Source organism: Prosthecobacter sp. (assembly GCF_046154365.1).
Lineage (GTDB): Bacteria > Verrucomicrobiota > Verrucomicrobiia > Verrucomicrobiales > Verrucomicrobiaceae > Prosthecobacter.
In genome coordinates, this window is sequence record NZ_JBJXFV010000233.1 from 16,266 (window position 1) to 33,899 (window position 17,634).

14 protein-coding genes are annotated in these 17,634 nt (G+C 58.4%); 5 read left to right on the forward strand and 9 right to left on the reverse strand.

Annotated features, from left to right (window positions below; genetic code table 11):
• Window positions 1-61 precede the first annotated feature (61 nt).
• The 5 genes from ACKVY0_RS29440 to ACKVY0_RS29460 form a co-directional block, all read right to left on the reverse strand.
• The gene (locus ACKVY0_RS29440) at window positions 62-1,267 is read right to left on the reverse strand and encodes a hypothetical protein (RefSeq protein ID WP_409218461.1); all 1,206 of its coding nucleotides are present in this window, start codon (window positions 1,265-1,267) and stop codon (window positions 62-64) included.
• A 123-nt stretch (window positions 1,268-1,390) separates the two neighbouring features.
• Window positions 1,391-2,221, reverse strand: a complete 831-nt coding sequence (locus ACKVY0_RS29445; protein WP_409218462.1) for a hypothetical protein — start codon at window positions 2,219-2,221, stop codon at window positions 1,391-1,393.
• A gap of 10 nt (window positions 2,222-2,231) precedes the next feature.
• Complete coding sequence (locus tag ACKVY0_RS29450; RefSeq protein WP_409218463.1) at window positions 2,232-4,946, reverse strand: thrombospondin type 3 repeat-containing protein; 2,715 nt, start codon at window positions 4,944-4,946, stop codon at window positions 2,232-2,234.
• Between the two features lie 64 nt (window positions 4,947-5,010).
• Window positions 5,011-7,197, reverse strand: a complete 2,187-nt coding sequence (locus tag ACKVY0_RS29455; RefSeq protein WP_409218464.1) for a hypothetical protein — start codon at window positions 7,195-7,197, stop codon at window positions 5,011-5,013.
• Between the two features lie 744 nt (window positions 7,198-7,941).
• Window positions 7,942-8,826: a hypothetical protein gene (locus tag ACKVY0_RS29460; RefSeq protein WP_409218465.1), complete on the reverse strand. Its 885-nt coding sequence runs from the start codon at window positions 8,824-8,826 to the stop codon at window positions 7,942-7,944.
• Between the two features lie 935 nt (window positions 8,827-9,761).
• Between ACKVY0_RS29460 and ACKVY0_RS29465 the strand changes: the two genes are divergently transcribed.
• On the forward strand, window positions 9,762-10,712 hold the full coding sequence (locus ACKVY0_RS29465) for a hypothetical protein (protein ID WP_409218466.1): 951 nt from the start codon (window positions 9,762-9,764) through the stop codon (window positions 10,710-10,712).
• 293 nt (window positions 10,713-11,005) lie between these two features.
• On the opposite strand, the gene ACKVY0_RS29470 is transcribed toward ACKVY0_RS29465, so the two are convergent.
• Window positions 11,006-11,221 carry a hypothetical protein gene (locus tag ACKVY0_RS29470; RefSeq protein ID WP_409218467.1) on the reverse strand — a complete coding sequence of 72 codons (216 nt, stop codon included), beginning with the start codon at window positions 11,219-11,221 and terminating at the stop codon, window positions 11,006-11,008.
• A 138-nt stretch (window positions 11,222-11,359) separates the two neighbouring features.
• Between ACKVY0_RS29470 and ACKVY0_RS29475 the strand changes: the two genes are divergently transcribed.
• Window positions 11,360-12,100 carry a dienelactone hydrolase family protein gene (locus tag ACKVY0_RS29475; protein ID WP_409218468.1) on the forward strand — a complete coding sequence of 247 codons (741 nt, stop codon included), beginning with the start codon at window positions 11,360-11,362 and terminating at the stop codon, window positions 12,098-12,100.
• 410 nt (window positions 12,101-12,510) lie between these two features.
• Here the strand turns inward: ACKVY0_RS29475 and purH are convergent, their stop codons facing one another.
• The 3 genes from purH to ACKVY0_RS29490 all read right to left on the reverse strand — a co-directional run bounded on the left by purH (window position 12,511) and on the right by ACKVY0_RS29490 (window position 15,069).
• Window positions 12,511-14,049: a bifunctional phosphoribosylaminoimidazolecarboxamide formyltransferase/IMP cyclohydrolase gene (purH, locus tag ACKVY0_RS29480; RefSeq protein WP_409218469.1), complete on the reverse strand. Its 1,539-nt coding sequence runs from the start codon at window positions 14,047-14,049 to the stop codon at window positions 12,511-12,513.
• Window positions 14,050-14,139: 90 nt separating this feature from the next.
• The gene (locus ACKVY0_RS29485; RefSeq protein ID WP_409218470.1) at window positions 14,140-14,574 is read right to left on the reverse strand and encodes a hypothetical protein; all 435 of its coding nucleotides are present in this window, start codon (window positions 14,572-14,574) and stop codon (window positions 14,140-14,142) included.
• A gap of 66 nt (window positions 14,575-14,640) precedes the next feature.
• Complete coding sequence (locus tag ACKVY0_RS29490; RefSeq protein ID WP_409218471.1) at window positions 14,641-15,069, reverse strand: hypothetical protein; 429 nt, start codon at window positions 15,067-15,069, stop codon at window positions 14,641-14,643.
• A 157-nt stretch (window positions 15,070-15,226) separates the two neighbouring features.
• On the opposite strand from ACKVY0_RS29490, the gene ACKVY0_RS29495 reads away from it, so the two are divergent.
• From ACKVY0_RS29495 to ACKVY0_RS29505, 3 genes are all read left to right on the forward strand, one after another.
• Entirely contained in the window at window positions 15,227-16,300 is a 1,074-nt protein-coding gene (locus ACKVY0_RS29495) for a Gfo/Idh/MocA family protein (RefSeq protein ID WP_409218472.1), read from the forward strand.
• 403 nt (window positions 16,301-16,703) lie between these two features.
• Window positions 16,704-17,183 (forward strand): hypothetical protein, encoded by a 480-nt coding sequence (locus ACKVY0_RS29500; protein ID WP_409218473.1) that lies wholly within the window; start codon window positions 16,704-16,706, stop codon window positions 17,181-17,183.
• Window positions 17,180-17,590, forward strand: coding sequence for a hypothetical protein (locus tag ACKVY0_RS29505; RefSeq protein ID WP_409218474.1), 411 nt, complete (start codon window positions 17,180-17,182; stop codon window positions 17,588-17,590). Before ACKVY0_RS29500 ends, ACKVY0_RS29505 begins: the two co-directional genes overlap by 4 nt.
• The last annotated feature ends 44 nt before the right edge of the window (window positions 17,591-17,634 follow it).

The following is a 17,634-nucleotide window of genomic DNA, read 5'->3' on the forward strand; positions in this document are numbered from 1 at the left end:
CGGTTCGCAGTTGAGGGCGGCAGGCTGGCGCCAGCCGCTACGCGGGTGGCGGTCCTTGAACTCAGGGGGGATCACCCTCCTGGTAGATGCCCATCGGGATGTCCCCGCTCTGCGGAACCCGCACCGGCCCCTTGAACGAACTCGTACCCGCCGGGTCCAGCACGATGGCCGGCGCGGCGTAGCTGCCCGCCTTGTAGAGGTTCAGGCGATGATCGCTGCCCAGCCACATCACCGGGCGTAGTGTGTCCCCGTCCACCCCCTCTGCCTTCCACCAGCCCCACTGCGCCTGCGGGCGGCTCAGGATGCTGTGCAGCGTGGCGGTGCCGTTCAGATCCGTAAAGTTGAGCAGCGCACCCGCCAGACTGGCATCATTCTGCAGCAGCCCAAACGACAGGTTGTTGCCAATGATGTCCACGTCAGAGGCGATGGTGTGCAGATTGAAATCATCGGCATGCGCCACTGCCACCTGCTGGCCCGCCTCATTGCCGGAGAGCACCAGCGTGCCGTCCCGCAGGCGCACGCTGCGGCGCAGATCGCTCAGCGTGCCCTGGGTCGCCGTCGTCAAGGCAGCACCGGTCAGGCCATTGAGCGCATTCTGCACCGGGTCCGTCAGCGTCACCAGGCCGTCGGTCGTGCGCAGGCTCATCTGCTGCCCGTTGTAGAAGCCCTGGTAGGTGGCCACGCCGTTGTTCATCCCGGCAAAGCGCCAGGGTTCGCCGCGCACCAGAAAGGAGTCGGGCAGCCCGGCCGCATGCAGCATCCAGATGGCGTCGCTCCCGTTGGTGGGGTCCACGCCGATGACGGGCATCGGCAGGGCGTCGGTAGCGCCGTGGACCGTCTGGAACAGCCGTGTCGCGGGCTGGTAGCTGCCCGCCGTGCTGGCAGCGCTGCTGTAGTTGGTCAGCGTGACGGTGACCGCCGCCGTGTTTTCCACCCGAATTTTGAGCAGCTGATGCGGCTCGCCGCTGCCTGGGACGACGCGGGTGTTGCCATAGTAGGCGGCGGCAGCTCCTGCCGCACCCGTGCTGTCATCCGCCGCCACGCCGAGGAAATTCCAAACGGCATCGAACACCCGCACCGCCGGCGGAAAGTCCTGCGGCGCGGTACCGCAGAGCACATGAGTGCCGTCCGCATTGGCAGGGCAGGCCGCCAGCACCGCGCCGTTCTGCGTGAGGGCGATGACGCCGCCGCTGGCCGTGTTGAACGCACTATTTGCCAGGCATTTCCCGCACCAAATGCCGCATGGCTGCGGGCGACTCGGAAGCATTGAAAATCAGCGGCTTAGCGTTTGCAGATGCTCACATAATGCCTGGCATCTTTTCCATGGCATCTTTTCCACATAATGCCTGGCATCTTTTTTGGCATCTTTTCCTTACCATTCGCCCCACGCTCACGAACGCCGCTTGAGCAGCAGCCACAGCAGGCCAGTTGCCGCCACGATCAACACCACGATGATGCTCCAAGGCGGTGATGAAGGTGGTTCTTCGCTGGGTGTGGTTGGAGTTGGCATTGCTTCGGGTGCAATTTGTTCCGCTTGGGTAGGCTGCTGATTGCGGACCTGTAAGGAAGGTGACACATCAGCCCCCCACGTCGTGACATCGAAGAAGTAGCCGTCGTGCTCGTTTTTGTGAGCTTCCCACCATTGTTTCACTTTGAGGAGGTCTTCCTCCTTGTAACTCTTGTACCAAGGCATGTTCGGCAAAGGAATCTTGTCTGCATATCTTCTGGCCAGCGTTCCTTCCGCCATTAGCGCATTGGTAGCTGAACGTTTTCCTGTCTGCTCGAAAATCATCTGTAGTTCGGCCTCGCTGTACTTGCTGGTCAAAGGCCGCTTGTCATCGAGCTGTTTCGCCAGCAATTCCAAAGCCCAGCGCTTCGGAATGCTTGCCAGTACAGAAAGCCAAGCTCTCCGCTCGCCGGTGTTCTCATGCAGAAGCGGAAGCTCTGCCAGACTTCGTTCATAATACTCTGCCATGCCTGGCAGCTCGCCCAGCAGCCGATGAGCAGCTTTCGCCACCTCTGGCTGGCTCGTATCAAATCGTCTTTCCGCCTCTCGAAGCATGCTGTCAGCTTCTTCTACAGGCATCTTGCGCGCCAGTTCGAGTATCTCCACGTTTCCCTTCGCACCCTCTCTCAAAATGTCAGTCTCACTTGGCACAGTCTGAGACACAGCCAGCCCGCCGTGTGCAAAGACAGCGATCATGATGAGTAGTGATGTCATTGGTTTCACGTTAAAATTTCCATTCCTTTCTGAAGGCCGCGCATTCATCCTTGATGAACAGCGAATGCATGCGGCCGGTGGCACTGTTGATGGACGGGAAAGGAATGCCATACATCGTGCGCCTTTCATCAAGTTCGGGGGTTGCCAGCGGGATGCCGGGGCGCAATATATTATCACGCGAGCCATGTCGCGGATGTATCAACCCACCGGTGTGGCCGATCTCATGAGCAACAGTCCACATGACTTTTTCCATGTCAATGCTCTGGGCTGAAACATAACAGAGTTCATATCCGGCAACGGTATCGTAGTCCCCCAAAGACCTTTGAAACCCTTGCAGTGGTAATGCATCAAGTTTGCCTGTCGCTCGGCTAAACTTATTGATGGGGGTGCCGAACAAATACACATTAATATTTTTCGCAGGGTTGAACGCCGTTGTGAAGACAGCAACTTCCTCGCCGCTGGGTTCGTCTGTGTAAAAGAAGTCGAACGCATTGTTAACGCCCATGCTTGGTGGATGCATCGGCACCGCAGGCGTAGAACCACCAGTCAAGTCGTTTTCTCCAGGCACGCGATCGTAGGCGATTTCAACCGGGGTGAGCGTGACATCAAAAAACACATTCATTTGGTTTCCATACACCTTGTTGAGATATGCTTGGAGTTGCTCTGCTGAAGGCACATTCTGCGGTGCAACCTGAGGCGTTGGTTTGGGTGTCTGGCGTTTACCGTCCTCGCCGGTTGTCAGCGTCTGACCCGAGATTTTGTCATCCCCATCGGGCTTGGTGTTCAGGAAACCATTCTGCCCAGGCTCAATGATGGTGGCCCATGGCTCTCCTTGATTCAGTCGTATGAGTTGTTCATCGTGGCTGTCGGCGGTGGTTTGGCAGATACCATCAAGACCGGTGGTTATGGTCTTCGCGATCGGGTCAGCGACATCGTCTCCCTGCTTAGTGGTGAAGAGGATATTCTTTTTCGCTCGAACACAGACCGTATTGGGCTTGCCATTTTCCATTTTGATGTTCGTTTCTTGATCATCATTCTTCATTGTGACCGCCCAAACGGCGACATTGAGAGTCCGTTTGTTGTAAGATGCCACGTCAAGCATCCTTGCCTTTTCCACCTCAACGTACGCTTTGTCGTTCTGTCCGCCGTCTTGGATGGTAACCTCCAACGGATCGGACGTGCCAGTTTCCTGCGGAGTGATGATCTGAGTGCCATTCTTGACTTCGAGTTTGAGCTTTGTAGTCCCAGCCCCGTAAAGATCGGTCTTGGCCGGACGATCACCATCCCCAGGCACCATCAACCAAGGGCGTTCGAGTTTGTTATAATGGTCCGCGTGACGAGGGAAGTTATCAAATCCGCTCTCTGATTCATGCTCCTTAAACTCCACCGGGAGGAGGCCGACAATGGCATGCTGTCCTCCGCTGGCTGAATAGTCTTTCATTTCGCTTTTTCTTTGTCCGGGGCGTATTGTGAACGTCACTGGTTCAATTTCATCGACACGCAATGGATCATTGTTCACAGGGTCGTGACCTGGGTAACCTGCCAATGATGAAGCTGAAACTTTCAGAAAGTGCATCGAATGTTCTTCCTCTACTACTTTGTTTGCTTCGAGATATATCCGGCAATCTAATTGGGAAGTAACCGTTATATCGATGTCATCTGGAAAGGATGGAATCGTATCGCTATAGCTACTTACTCCAGCGACTATATGCATACTTGGGGTGGCATTTGTTGACTCGAAAGGCAACATTACCCAGTTTTCATATGATAGTGGCCAGTACTCGCTTAATAATAAAGCCGTTCCGCCGTTAAATGGGACTTGTCCTGGATAGCTTGTTCTGTCCCATGCTTCTGAAAAAGAGATTTCATCAGACCCCGCTTCTCTGTTAGAGGACGCCCATATCGTTGCTTCTGGTCTTTCGCTGTTGTAATGAGCAAACCTTTGGAGGACTTGTAACCGTATGATCAGGGGTGTTTTTTCAGCGTCTTGATCATTAGTTGGGTCGTTTCCATGCTCAATTTCCTCTGCGTCGTACACACCGTCTCCATCCGTGTCTTTTGAACGAGCGTGGGTACCGTGCAGCCATTCTTCATAGTTGCTCAGCCCATCACTATCATCGTCGTCATCTCTTGAGCTGATCACATCCAAAGACCCGAATTTTGCCATTTCCCAGAGGTCTGGTAAAAAATCGCCATCGGCATCTACGGTGTAATCTGGAACCGTGAAGGCGAACATGTTTTTGAGCTGGCCCAGATTGGCCACAGCATGGTCTTTTGCTGCCTGGCTACTGCTTGTCCATGGGTAGATGCCTGTGGCACCTTGACCAACTTGCGCTAAGCGAGAATGGAACTTCATAGCCACGGCTTTAAGCTGGCCCAAGTTCAATGCTGCGTAGTCGCCTGAAGGTGTGAATGGCTGCTCCCATTTTGCGACCATCCGATCTATCGGGTGGTCGTAGTCGATCACCTTTTTTGCAAGCATTTCGTCCCGCGCTGCACGGGCGAGGTTTTTGAGCTGTCCTTGGTTGGCTGCCGCGTAGTCACTAGCTGTCACATCCGTGCCTTGTTTTAGGACTCCGCGTTCGGTCCACCATGCAGGTTGTTGGGAGTGGGCCACAGCTCCAAGAAGTGAGAAGCCAGCGGCGATTAGGTAGCCAATACGCTTCACCGTATGAGGCACTGCTTTTCGAATATGCCTTTGTATTTGGAGTTCCATCGTATTCATGGAGGGCTATAGAGTGATAAGAGTGGTTCGTTTTTGAGTGCCTGATAGTTGGCTCTCTACCAGTTTAAGGCACCGTCGGAGCCGGTCCTGAACGAAACACGCCCATGCTGATGTCCCCCGATTCAGGGATCAAAATTGGATTTTCAAAAACACTGTTCCCACTAGAATTCAGCGAAATCGAAGCAGTGCCATCACCGCCGGTTTTGGGATAAAGCTGAAGCAGGTGGTTCTTATCCAGCTTCATCACCTTCAGCGAACTCTGTGCCGAACTCGTCGCCGCGTGCTGCCACACCCACTCGGCCTGCTCACGGCTCAGCGTGTTGTGCAGCGTGGCGGTGCCGTTCAGATCCGTAAAGTTGAGCAGCGCACCCGCCAGACTCGCGTCGCCTTGCAGCAGCCCAAACGACAGGTTGTTGCCAATGATGTCCACGTCAGAGGCGATGGTGTGCAGCTTGAAATCATCGGCATGCGCCACCGCCACCTGCTGGCCCGCTTCATTGCCGGAGAGCACCACGGTGCCATCCCGCAGGCGCACGCTGCGGCGCAGATCGCTCAGCGTGCCCTGGGTGGCCGTCGTCAAGGCAGCACCGGTCAGGCCATTGAGCGCATTCTGCACCGGGTCCGTCAGCGTCACCTGCCGCGCCATGCTGCCGTCCGGCATGGCGATGGGTGCCCCTAGCAGCATGCTCTGGCCTTCATAATAACCCAAATAGGTCGCCACGTCGCTGCTGCTACCCGTGCCCATCCCGGCAAACCACCATGGCTGCCCACGGATGATGAAGCTCGGCGGCAGGCCTGGCCGGTCCGTAGCCGATAGCAGATCCCGCACATATTGGTCCTGACCTGCCAGCGTGGCATGGACGGAGGGGAAGCCACTCGTCGGTGTGCTGGTCTGGAATAATTTTGCCCCTGGCAGATAGGTGCCAACGGTGGAAGTCACGGTGGTGGTGCCCGCCGCGTAGTCCGTGCAGGTCACTGTGGCCGGTCCAGCCCCGCCACCCAGGCGGATTTTCAGCAACCGAGTGAGGCCACCGGCCTCGGTCATGTGCCCGTAATAGACCGCTGACGAATCGGGGGCGCCGTCATCCGCCGCCGTGCCCAGGTGATCAAACGGCACCCCACCCACGGAAACCGCCAGCGGCCAGGCCGGATTGGACGGCCCACCCGCCGCGAGGTGCAGCGAGCCATTGGCCTCCGAGGCCACGGCAGGCAGTGGTGCCCCTCCCGCATTATTATTCAGTAAGAAGACCCCCTTCACGTTGCTCACCGTGGTGCCACTGAAGGCGATGGCACCCCCCGACGTGTAGCCCGAGATACTGATCTCTCCCGGCGCACCCCCAGCAGCCACCGTCAAGGAACCATTACCTGCAGAGGTGAAAGTGTTGGACTCCGCAGACTCGCGCACAAAAAACTCCCCACGCACCCAAAAAGCAGCTGATCCGAAAGTCTCGACTTTTGAAATGGCACAGCCTGGAACCGTGAACGTGTTATTAATCAGCGTGCCGGAAATGAAAAACGTGGCGCTATTCCCCACCACAAAGGCGGTGCCTGCCGTTGTTCCTGCCAGGTGCAGCACGCCGACACTGGTATTCTCATACACATCCACATGGTTGCCATAGCTGTCGTAGAAACCCTCCTTGTAGGCATACGGCGTGCCATCCACCCAGAGTGTCATCTGCTCCGGCAGGAAGTAAGGCTGTGTGGACGTACTCCCTGCTGAAGTTGTGACCACCCAGCCCGTGACCGCGGTGCTTCCATTGTTGTAGATCGTGCCAACGTCGGTCCCTTGAATTTTGATGGACGCCGTTTGATTGTAGTCCCGTTTAAAAGGCCCGATCTGCCCCGAGATGGTCAGGCTCAATGGGCTGGCCGCAGGACCACCCGAATACACATCCGTCACCGTGCCTGCATTATTCACCGTTCCAGACTGCCACTGCAGCAGGTAGCCATTCACCCACAACTGCGGCGGCGCAAAGGCGGGTGCCGTGCGTGGATCAAACACCCAGATGATCGCTGAAAGATCCGGGTTGATGGTGTTAGCCGTAGCGGAAAAACTCCCCAAATAAGTGTCCGTACCGCTGACCGTCGTGCTCCGCGTGTCTGCCACATTGTCATACCCATAGGAAACGCTCAGCGTGCCATCTGAATGCGAGTAGGTGTCCGAGCCAGAGCCATAATCGTCCTCCATACCCGGGTAAGCCGTTGTATCGTATTGGTATAACGAACCGCTGCCGGACTGCCAATTGTACATGTTACCAAACAAGCTGATGGAAGCGCCGCTGCTGCTGTTGTTCCAGGTCTTCGAATCTGTCCAGGAACCGCCTGCGCCGCCCCCTGAGTCACTCCACGATTCAGAAGTGTATCCGCCAGAGAGGGACGCTCCGCCATAATAGGAAGAGTAAGAATACGAGTAATCATTCCAACTGATGGCACCCGTTGCCAAATTCACCGTGTAGTCTCTCGTGTTGTAACTGTCCGTCCAGGTTTGAGTTCGTATGTGGTTCTTCGTGTAGCTCCCATCGCGCCAGTGCCCATCCACCGCACCTGCAGCACCTTGACCACTGACCAGAGCCAAACTGGGAGAATTCAGCAGAGTCGTCACCGTCACCGCATAACTTAGGGCACTGCTGAAATAGGTGTCCGTGCGGTAATCTGTATCTTCAGTCGCTTCTTGCCATGAATAGGAATAACCGTCAACCTCCAGAGAGGTCGTAGGAGTCCCGTTAAAAGACAATGGGACGCTCGTATCACTGGACCAAAGTGGCACGGGTGCCAGACCAACGCCGCAGCACAGCGCTAAGACTCGGATGAGAGGAGAGGGCGTTTTCATAATCTTGGTTTTGGGTTCTTGGTTCTTGGTGCTTCATGCTTGGCTTTCGTCCTCGTCCTCGTCCTCCTACTCGAACTCGTCCTCGGAATGGCGTGAGGGGTGCGGCGCGGAGCTGCTGGATCGAGGACGAGTAGGAGGAGGACAAGTAGGATCACCGGTGGTGGGTTAGCCGCCGACGGTGATCTCCACCGTGTTGCTCCACTGGCCCACCTGTGCATCCCCCACGCGGTAGATGGCGCGGTATTTCCACTTCGTCGGCGTGGCGGGCAGCGGAGTGGTGTCGGTGTAGTTCGGCGTGGTGTCGTAGGTCAGGAAGACGAAGCCTTTGCCGTCGCCACGGTCCACCTGGAGTTCCAGCATATCCAGGAAGGCGCTGAAGCCCTGCCAGCCCCAACTGATGAGCACGGCGTTGCCGATGATGGAGAGCGCGATGATGGCCTGGATGATCGCCAGGTCCGGCCCGGCCTGCACGGTGCCTTCGATGCCGAGGGCCTGGCCGATGGGGGGCGTGTAGTTCTTGATGGCCTTGAGGCGCTTCACCAGATCACGGAAGCGCCGCACGATGCCGGCGGGCACCGCAACGGGGAAGCCAGCGGGCAGCTCTGGCACGGTCTGGCCGGCAGGAGCGGAGTCGCCGCCGTCGCGCTCGTAGTTTTTCTCGGCAGTCCAGCCCTGCGCGGCATTCTGCATGTTGCCGCAGAAGTCCACGATGGCGCGGAAGCGCGTGGCATCCGCAGCCTGCTGCACGATGTCGGCATCATTGGCGGCGATGCCAAGCGTGGTCAGGTGCTGGCCGACGTTGTCACGGAAGAGAACGAACAGGCTGGCTTTGCCATGGTCGTCGGTGGGCATGAAGTCTGATTTAGGCATGGTGTGTTTTTTGGTTTTCTGGGTTGGTGCAGGAAGAAATTGACCGGGATAGGGCACGAAGTCGGGATCCGAAGGCTCCAGGTACATGCCGATGCCGTTGACGAGTTTGAGGTTTCTGTCGTCCAGCGTGAAGATCTTCCCGGTAAATGGATTCACGGCATCGAGTCGGAGCGGCTGCATATGCAAATGAGGGCAGAAAGGTGCGTTGGAGGCTCGAAATGTGCCGTGGAAGTGGCAAATGCGCACATTTCAGCCCTGGTACGGCACCGTGGGACGATTGCGCGATACCGCAGAATGACTGCGCGATACCGTGGAATGACTGCGCGATACCGCAGAATGGCTGCACGGCACCGTGGAGGCGTCCATGGGACTGCAAATCAGGGCTGCTACGCACCGAGCGATGAAGGTACGGCACCGTGGAGTCATTCCACGGTATCGCGGAATCACTGCGCGGTGCCGTGGAATGACTCCAGCGCACCGCGCGATCACTGCAACGTATCGCAGAATCATTCCCGGGAATGGTGCAACGGGTCATAGATACCCTGCCGGTCTGTGCGGGTGCGCCGCTATGGAGCCGTGGAGCCGTGCCCGCAATGCTTCCTGCCCGCAGTGCTACGCACAGCGTTGCAGGCGGGCGCATAGCGATGCAGGCGGGCGGGGAGGCCGTGAATGCGGGAAGCTTCATCGGCGGCGTTTTTAACTGGATCGGTCAAATCCTACAAGAATCTTTTTTGGTGCCAGCACTCCGCGTTGCTTGAATGATTCATTCTCAATGCATTGCCGCTTCATTTTTTCTGCGCTCCTAGGCATTCAGCCATGGATGGCTTTACCCACCATCTTTTACCATCTGTATCCTGCCCAGCCGTCCAACGCCCAAGGCATCTGGTAAAAGATGCGGGGTAAAAAATGGCAGGCCGGAACTCTGAAGCCGAGGTTTTGCAAGAGTCTCTGCGAACTGTCCCGTTGAGAGGTGCGAGAGGCAGATGGATGAGTGGGGGGGCGTTGCGCCTGCATCATCCTTGAACTGAAATGCGGGGTGACTAAAAAACGAACGTGCTTCGTGGATACGCCGCACGTATCCATGGCGCATGCTCAGCCTGAACGTTCCCCCCACCATGAACCCATTGACCCGCCGTTTATTCCTTCCCGCGCTCGCGGTCACGCTGCTGCTGGGCACCGCCGGTGCTGGCGCCGCCGGGGGCATCCAGGATGATGGCACCTTCTTTTCCGAGTTTGCCAAGGTGAACGCCACGGGCTCGATCAAAGACGTCGCCACCCGGCTGCATAAGGACATCGTGGTGCAAACCTTCGCGGCAGTGCCTGATGACATGAAGTCCACGGTGCTCCAGCCAGACAAGGCCGCCACCAACCGGGGTTTTTCGCAGTGGGCGGAACAGCTCGCCCGCGCCAAGCAGGTGAACGGCGTCCTCATCCTGCTCGTCAAACAGCCCGCGCACTTGCAGGTCGTCGTCGGCACGGAGACCCAGCGGCAGGCGTTCACGCTGACGGATCGTGCGACGCTGGTGCAGCGCATGCTGGAACAACTGCGGCAGAAAAAGCCTGATGACGCACTGATTGATGCGGTGAATTTCATCGCCACGACCATGACCGCGCACCGCAACGGCGGAGCGGCACCGCTTGGTGCCAAAGCGCATGCCCTGCAGCAGGGCGGCACTTCATGGCTGTACACGATTGGCATCGTGCTGCTGATCTGGCTGGGGTTCAGTCTCATTCGCGGCCTGTTCCGTGCCATGTCCGGCGGCGGGGGTGGCGCTGGTGGCGCGGGCCAGCCTGCGTATGGTGGCGGCGGCTTCATGCAAAACATGATGGGCAGCATGTTTGGCGCTGCGGCCGGGATGTGGATGTACGATCAATTTTTCAGTTCGCACAGCTCCGCCGCCGCCAGCACGGAACACACCGACGCCACGAACCCTGACGCCGGCTTCTCGGGCACCGACACGGACTACTCCAGTTCCGGTGGCAGTTTTGGCGATGATTCCAGCAGCAGCTTCGGCGGTGGTGACTCAGGTGGTGGTGGCGACTTCGGCGGTGGCGGCGACTTTTAATCTGTCACCTGAGCCACTTGCAAAACCCCTGCTTGGCCACCTTTTACCCACCATCTTTTACCATCTGAATCCTGCCCAACCGGCCAACGCCCAAGGCCTCTGGTAAAAGATGAGGGGTAAAAAATGGCAGGCCGGAACTCTGAAGCCGAGGTTTTGCAAGTGCCTCACCTTGCTGCTGACATGAGCCGCTACGCCAGCCACCATGACGAACACGAATGACTGGATCGAGGACGAGAACGAGTCGCCGGACGAGGATGCTGACCCGGAACGGGGGCGGTTGGACCGAGCACCGGCTACTGACCGCTTGATGGAGGGGGAACGGCGGTGCGGGCGAGGCACTCGCGGACGAGGCGCAGGCATTCATCCGCACTGGCGGGCATGGGCAGGGTGAGGGGTAGGTCGTGGACGCGGAGATGGCGCAGCCCGCCCTCGCGGCGCACCTGGGTGACTTCAATGCCGTGGGCGGCGAAGAAGCGCACGACTTCCTGATTGCTGGCATAGCGGCTCATGGGGGGAAGAAAGACTGGGAGGCAAGGAGACTGGGAGACTGGGAGACTTGGAGACTTGGAGACTTGGAGACTTGGAGCGGCGTGCTATAGCATGGGGCGCGGTGCTTGCCGCTCGTTTCCTTTTGAACCCATCCTGCCATGACTCTGCGCGAACCTGAAATCGTTGAACTCGCCACGCCGTCCGGTCCCATGCGCACGATGGTGCTGCGGCCTGCGACGGCAGGTCGGTTTCCGGGGCTGCTGTTTCACTCGGAGATTTTTCAACTCACGGCACCCATCTGCCGCACGGCGGCGGCACTGGCGGGGCACGGCTTCATCGTGGCTTTGCCGGAGATCTACCATGAGTATCTACCGGCTGGAACGGTGCTGGGTTATGATCAGGCGGGCTCGGACACGGGCAATCGGTTGAAGACAGAAAAGCCGGTGGCGGCCTATGACGCGGACAATCGCGCGGTGCTGGACTATTTAAAGACGCACGCGGACTGCACGGGCCGCCTCGGTTCCTTTGGCCCCTGCATCGGCGGGCATCTGACCTATCGCGCCGCGTTGCAAACCGACGTGGCGGCTGCGGCGTGCTTTTACCCGACCGATTTGCACAAGCGCAGCCTCGGTGCTGGCATGAACGATGACTCGCTGGCGCGTGCGGCGGAGATTACCGGCGAGCTGATGATGGTCTTTGGCCGCCAAGATCCCCATGTACCTGCCGAGGGCCGCGCGTTGATTTATCAAACGCTCACCGCTGCCGGAGTGAACTTCACGTGGCATGAGTTTAACGCCGCTCATGCCTTCCTCCGCGATGAGGGCCTGCGCTACGATGCCGAACTGGCGCGGCAAGCGCTGGGTTTGACGGTGGATTTTTTCCGCCGGTGTCTGGCTTAAAAAGAGAAGACTTGGGAGGCATCCGGGAAGTTCGTGCACTCAAGCAAACGCGACAGACCGCGCCAACGGCGCGCAGGAACCCAGCCCAGGGCAAAGGAGCCTTGGCGAGTGCCGCCCTGGGTCGGCGATCAATGGACCTCATGCCCCGCAGGCCGCGCTCTCAAAGAGCGCAGGAACGGCTGCGACAGCTCTCCTGCGCTCTTTCAGAGCGCCATGACCTTGAGCTGGCTGGCTTCACGTTTTCCCAGGGCTTTCGCCCTGGGCTGGAATCCTTCAGCCCTTCAGGCCGATGCTTTCACAATTCACCGCACTCACCTCCCGGATGAACCAGACTTGGAGATGGGTAGAGCAGGAGGCTTGGGGATGATCTCCATGTCCCCGGAGCGAAGCGACTCTCCGTGTCTGCGCTCCTAGTGCAGGAAGTGCCGCACGCCGGTGAAGACCATGGCGAGCTTGCGTTCATCGGCGGCGGCGATGACTTCGGCGTCTTTGACGGAGCCGCCGGGCTGGATGGCGGCGGTGGCCCCGGCTTCGGCGGCGGCGATGAGACCGTCGGGGAAGGGGAACATGGCGTCGGAGGCGACGATACTGCCTTTGAGGCTGAGTCCAGCTTCTTTGGCCTTCCAAATGGCGATGCGGCAGGAATCGACGCGGCTCATCTGGCCGGCGCCGATGGCGAGGGTGCGATCATGTGTGGCGAAGACGATGGCGTTGGATTTGACGTGCTTCACGACGCGCCAGCCGAAGCGCATGGCTTCGAGTTCGTCGCGGGTCGGCGGACGGACGGTCTTCACTTTCGTTTCGAGATCGTCGAGGCCCAGCGCACGGAAGTCGCTATCCATGACCATCACGCCGCCAGGAGCGGAGCGAACGATCGGTTCGGCGAGAGCTTCGGCCACGCCGGGGAGCATCTGAATGAGGCGCAGGTTCTTTTTCTTCTGCAACAGGGCGCGGGCATCGGCATCGAAGTCGGGGGCGATGATGACATCCGTGAAGATCTCGGAGATGATGCGGGCGAGGCCGAGCGTCATGCTGCGGTTGATGACAATGACACCGCCAAACGGAGCCTGCTTGTCGGTCTCGAAGGCCTTCTGCCAGGCTTCGCGCAGATCTTCATCCGCACAGCCGACGCCGCAGGGATTGGTGTGCTTGAGGATGGCGACGGTGGGGCGGCGGAATTCGAGGGCGATCTCGGCGGCGGCGTGGATGTCGAGGACGTTGGTGTAGCTGAGGTCTTTGCCGTGCAGTTTGACGAAGTAGTCGCCGAAATTGCCGTAGAGGGAGGTCTTCTGGTGCGGGTTGTCGCCGTAACGCAGCTCGGCGTAGAGGGGCAGGGAGAGGTTGAAGGTCTTCTGCGTAGTCTGCTCCTTGTTCAGGAAGCTGGCGATGGCAGCGTCATAGCTGCCGGTACGGTGGAAGACTTTGCAGGCGAGACGTTCGCGCGTGGCGAGGGTGGTGTCGCCGGCGTTTTCTTTCATTTCGGCCAGCACGGCAGCGTAATCGGACGGATCGCAAACGACGGTGACCCAGCGGTGGTTTTTGGCCGCCGAACGCAGCATGGAAGGACCGCCGATGTCGATGTTCTCGATGGCTTCTTCGAGCGTCACGTCCTTTTTGGCGACGGTCTGCTCAAAGGGGTAAAGATTGACGATGACAAGGTCGATGACCGGGATGTCGTGCTTCTTGGCGTTGCGCTTGTCCTCGTCGTTGTCGCGGCGCTGGAGGAGTCCGCCGTGGACCTTGGGGTGCAGCGTTTTGACGCGACCATCGAACATTTCAGGGAAACCGGTGTGCTCGGAGACGTCGGTGACCTTCAAACCGCCATCCTTGAGATGCTTGGCCGTGCCGCCAGTGGACAGAATCTCCACTCCGAGCGCCGCCAGGCCCTTGGCGAAGTCGAGGAGGCCGGATTTGTCGGAAACAGAAAGCAGGGCGCGAGCGATGGGCATGTGTGGCGGGGAGAGGTTCGGGAGGGCGCGGAGTAAAGGGAGATTTGCGGGGGTGCCAAGCGCATTCTCGGTGCGCACCAAGGATGCCTTTCAAGGCGCAATCTTCGGCTCGTACGGCGGATAAAACTTCCGCGCACCGAACTCGATGTAGCGGTTCTCGCCACTCTTTAAATACACGGAAGCCCTGGCATTGCCGAAATCCTCCGCACGCTGGTAAACGAGGTGCCCGCCCGTCACATCAAGCGCGAGTTTGAGCATCGTGGCGTCGTCGAACTCGACGGGATCAGTCGCACGACGATAAGCACCTTTGTCCTGGCCCGTGAAGCGCAGGTTCGGCTCGTAGCGGTCCTCTTTGCCGAGGGCGGTGTAGTAGTTCGTGTCGCCGAGGGCGGTGGGGTATTCCGTCCACTCGTAGTCGGCCGGGTGGAGGTGGATGCGCCAGGCGAGAATGACTAACGCAGTCATGAGCACCGCCCAGCCGAGCAGCAGGCGGCCGGGTGTGTCGCGGATTTCATTGGCGGCCATGCGTGGATGAAATCGAGCCGGAGACAGCAGGCAAGCGCGGGCTTGCTGCTGTCTCCCGCAAAGAAATCAACGCCTGATCACACCGCTTTGGCGGGGGCGTGCAAGCTCATAGAGCACGAAGCTGACGAGGATGCATTGCAGCACACCGAAGATGACCCATTTCACGCACAGCAGTCCGGGGATCGGCATCACGGCATGAAACATGGGCGCATACGCGGAGGCGAGCAGACCGGCGAAGAGGCCAAACCTGAAGGCGTCGGCGGGTCTCGCCGTGGCAGCGAAGGCATTGACCCAGACAACGGTCAGACCGGCGGCAGCCATCAACTCAGCAACCAGTATCCAGTTGAAGAGCAGCTTCATTTCTGCGGGCGAGCGCCAGAGGCTCTTCGTGGCCAGGTAGTCGGCTTTCAGGATGACTTGGTGGATCAGGTAATCCGTGGCCGATACCACCGCAAAAGCGGCGAAGACGGTGATGATGGTGTGTTTGGCGTTCATTGAGGTGTGCTGGTTTGGTTAGCGGGGATTAATGGCAGGATACCAAGGTCGGACTTTGAAGTGCAATGCTGGAGTTGCCCCAGGTCGGCTCATTCCGACTGGCCGGGGTCAAAATCAGATTGTCATTCAGCGGCGTCTCGGCTTCGATGCGCGCCTTATGAGCAAACTATGGCGCATCGCGGGCATCAATTTCGATCACTTTCACATGGGCGATCTGCTGCGGCAGACCTCGGAGCATCCGAACGCTGAGATCGTCGGTATTTGCGATGAGCAGCCGGAGCGCATGGTGAGCGCCGCGCGGAATTTTGGCCTCAGTGCGACGCAGGTGTTCACGGATTACCGGGCCTGCATGGAGCAGACGCAGCCGGACATCGTCATCCTGTGCCCGGCAGCCTCGAAGCATGGTGAGTGGGTGGCAAAGATCGCCCCGTTTGGCACGCACATTATCATGGAGAAACCCTTTGCCGGATCGCTGGCCGAGGCAGATGCGATGATCGCCGCCATGCAACCGCACGGCAAGCTGCTCACCGTGAACTGGCCGCTCGTCTGGGATGCTGGGCAGCAGACGGCGCATCGCTTGATCCGGGAAGGCGTCATCGGCGAGGTGCGCGAATTTCACCACCACGGCGGCAATCGCGGCCCGCTGTACCATGGCGCTGACAAGATCGAAAAGGAGCCCAGCGCCGCCGACAAGGCCGCGAGCTGGTTTTACAGCCAGGCGCAGGGCGGGGGATCTCTGCTCGACTACATGGGCTACGGCACCACGCTCGGCACCTGGCACCTCGGCGGCAAGGCCCCGCTCGAAGTCACCGGCGTCTGGGACGAACCCGCCGGACTGGAGGTCGATGAACACGCCGTGGCCGTCATCCGCTACAGCTTCGGTTTGAGCAAAAGCGAGACCCGCTGGGGCACTTTTACCGATCCCTGGACCTTCCAGCCGCAGCCGAAGTGCGGCTTCGTCCTCAAAGGCACCGACGGCACCATTTCCTGCTACGACTACGAGCCGACTGTCCGCGTCCAAACCCGCGCCAAGCCCGCAGGCTTCAACGTGCCGGTCGATCCCGTCCTCGCGCCGAACCGCAACCCCGTCGAGCACGTCATCCACCACCTCGAAACCGGCGCACCGCTCATCGGCCCGCTCCGCCTCGACATCTCCCGCATCGGCCAGCAGATCGTCGATACCGCGTTTCAGAGTGCACTGGCAAAGCGGACGCTGAAGCTGGTGGGGTAGGCGGCCAATTTAAGGCTCCATAGTTGATCTGAACCACCCTCTAATAACTACAAACAATCAATGTAAAGTCCACCTATGAGGTGTCGGTGCCGGTTCATTATGGTTCTTCATCGGTCTCCCTTTCCAGATCATACTGAACGCCCGCTTTCTTGACGGCAGGATTCGGGCCTCCGCTTTCAGGGTCGAGCTACCACGGCGTCAGCGGTGCCGTTGGTTCACAGGAAGAAGCGTTCGATATGCAGACGGACGGATGTCGGTGCCGCAAATGACAAGTTGCGGCAGCGGCTCCTTATGCCAACATCCCGACGCTGATTCTTTGAACCATTCAGTACAGTTTTGTGGGTTGCAGCCCACAAACACGCCCGCCAAAGGGAAACCTTGAAGGGTCTTTGCATTATTCCAAATGGCAGTTTTCACTTGGCTTCTAGAACCCGACCATTGGCGAATATTCGTAGGCGTCGTATCAATGATCGGTACGGGCGTAAACCTTTGGGTTGGATGGAAAGTGTGGCAGCTACGTAACGATTATAGGCTGGGCGTCCGGTTAACTGAGTTCCTGAATTCAGTTGCCACGGCTCGTGAACTTTGGGGCGACTTCCTCTCCTCAGCGTCCTTTAACGAAAAGGACGTTCGCGAGTCAGCAGCAGCATTGAAACCAAAACTCAGGACTCTTATGGATGTCGGAACTCCTTCGATAAAAGCTGCCAGCAAAAAACTGTATTCTGCGATCACTCCGCGACGCAATCCCCTGAGGTTATGGCTGGTGTTCGAGCCGCTCTCAATTGACAAAGATCACGTTAACAATGGCTGGAACTGCATTGTTGATTTGCATGAGCAACTCAAAGATCAGCAGAAAGAAAGGAAGGCTAGACCCGCCCTATGAGCATAACAGACAAGGCTGAACAAGCCGTAAAGAAACTTCTTGAGGCAACGCGAGAGAATCTCATCGAATGGGAGCGTTCGCCCATCAGAGACAATATAGAGGTCCTTGGCCTTATTTTTGTCGGCCAATTCCAAGGGAAAAAGTTCGCAGTGTTTAAGAGGAAACTGCCACTCCCCCCGCCTGCTCCCCCCAGCTACGGACTTCCACCACCAATGTCGGCATTCGCATTCACGCTTTCTCCTGGACCTCCTCGTACTGAGGTGAACGAGATTGCCCTGCTCGACAGCGTGAAGACGATACTGTGGGTGTTTCCTGAAACAAAATATACTGATGACTTGTACCGAGTGGTTCATCTGAAAGCGTGCAAAATCGAAGAGACGTTGGATGAAATTGTGAGTGGCTTTTAAACCTACCTGCTGAGATTCTTCCGTGCCTCGGCCAGCAGCTTAAG

Bases quoted from the DNA above. Each gene is read 5' to 3' on its own strand.
- ACKVY0_RS29440 (WP_409218461.1), bottom strand. From the start codon at position 1,267: ATGCTTCCGAGTCGCCCGCAGCCATGCGGCATTTGGTGCGGGAAATGC.
- ACKVY0_RS29445 (WP_409218462.1), bottom strand. From the start codon at position 2,221: ATGACATCACTACTCATCATGATCGCTGTCTTTGCACACGGCGGGCTG.
- ACKVY0_RS29460 (WP_409218465.1), bottom strand. From the start codon at position 8,826: ATGCAGCCGCTCCGACTCGATGCCGTGAATCCATTTACCGGGAAGATC.
- ACKVY0_RS29490 (WP_409218471.1), bottom strand. From the start codon at position 15,069: ATGAACGCCAAACACACCATCATCACCGTCTTCGCCGCTTTTGCGGTG.
- ACKVY0_RS29495 (WP_409218472.1), top strand. From the start codon at position 15,227: ATGAGCAAACTATGGCGCATCGCGGGCATCAATTTCGATCACTTTCAC.
- ACKVY0_RS29475 (WP_409218468.1), top strand. From the start codon at position 11,360: ATGACTCTGCGCGAACCTGAAATCGTTGAACTCGCCACGCCGTCCGGT.
- ACKVY0_RS29465 (WP_409218466.1), top strand. From the start codon at position 9,762: ATGAACCCATTGACCCGCCGTTTATTCCTTCCCGCGCTCGCGGTCACG.
- ACKVY0_RS29470 (WP_409218467.1), bottom strand. From the start codon at position 11,221: ATGAGCCGCTATGCCAGCAATCAGGAAGTCGTGCGCTTCTTCGCCGCC.
- ACKVY0_RS29505 (WP_409218474.1), top strand. From the start codon at position 17,180: ATGAGCATAACAGACAAGGCTGAACAAGCCGTAAAGAAACTTCTTGAG.
- ACKVY0_RS29450 (WP_409218463.1), bottom strand. From the start codon at position 4,946: ATGAATACGATGGAACTCCAAATACAAAGGCATATTCGAAAAGCAGTG.
- purH (WP_409218469.1), bottom strand. From the start codon at position 14,049: ATGCCCATCGCTCGCGCCCTGCTTTCTGTTTCCGACAAATCCGGCCTC.
- ACKVY0_RS29485 (WP_409218470.1), bottom strand. From the start codon at position 14,574: ATGGCCGCCAATGAAATCCGCGACACACCCGGCCGCCTGCTGCTCGGC.
- ACKVY0_RS29500 (WP_409218473.1), top strand. From the start codon at position 16,704: ATGGCAGTTTTCACTTGGCTTCTAGAACCCGACCATTGGCGAATATTC.
- ACKVY0_RS29455 (WP_409218464.1), bottom strand. From the start codon at position 7,197: ATGTACAATTGGCAGTCCGGCAGCGGTTCGTTATACCAATACGATACA.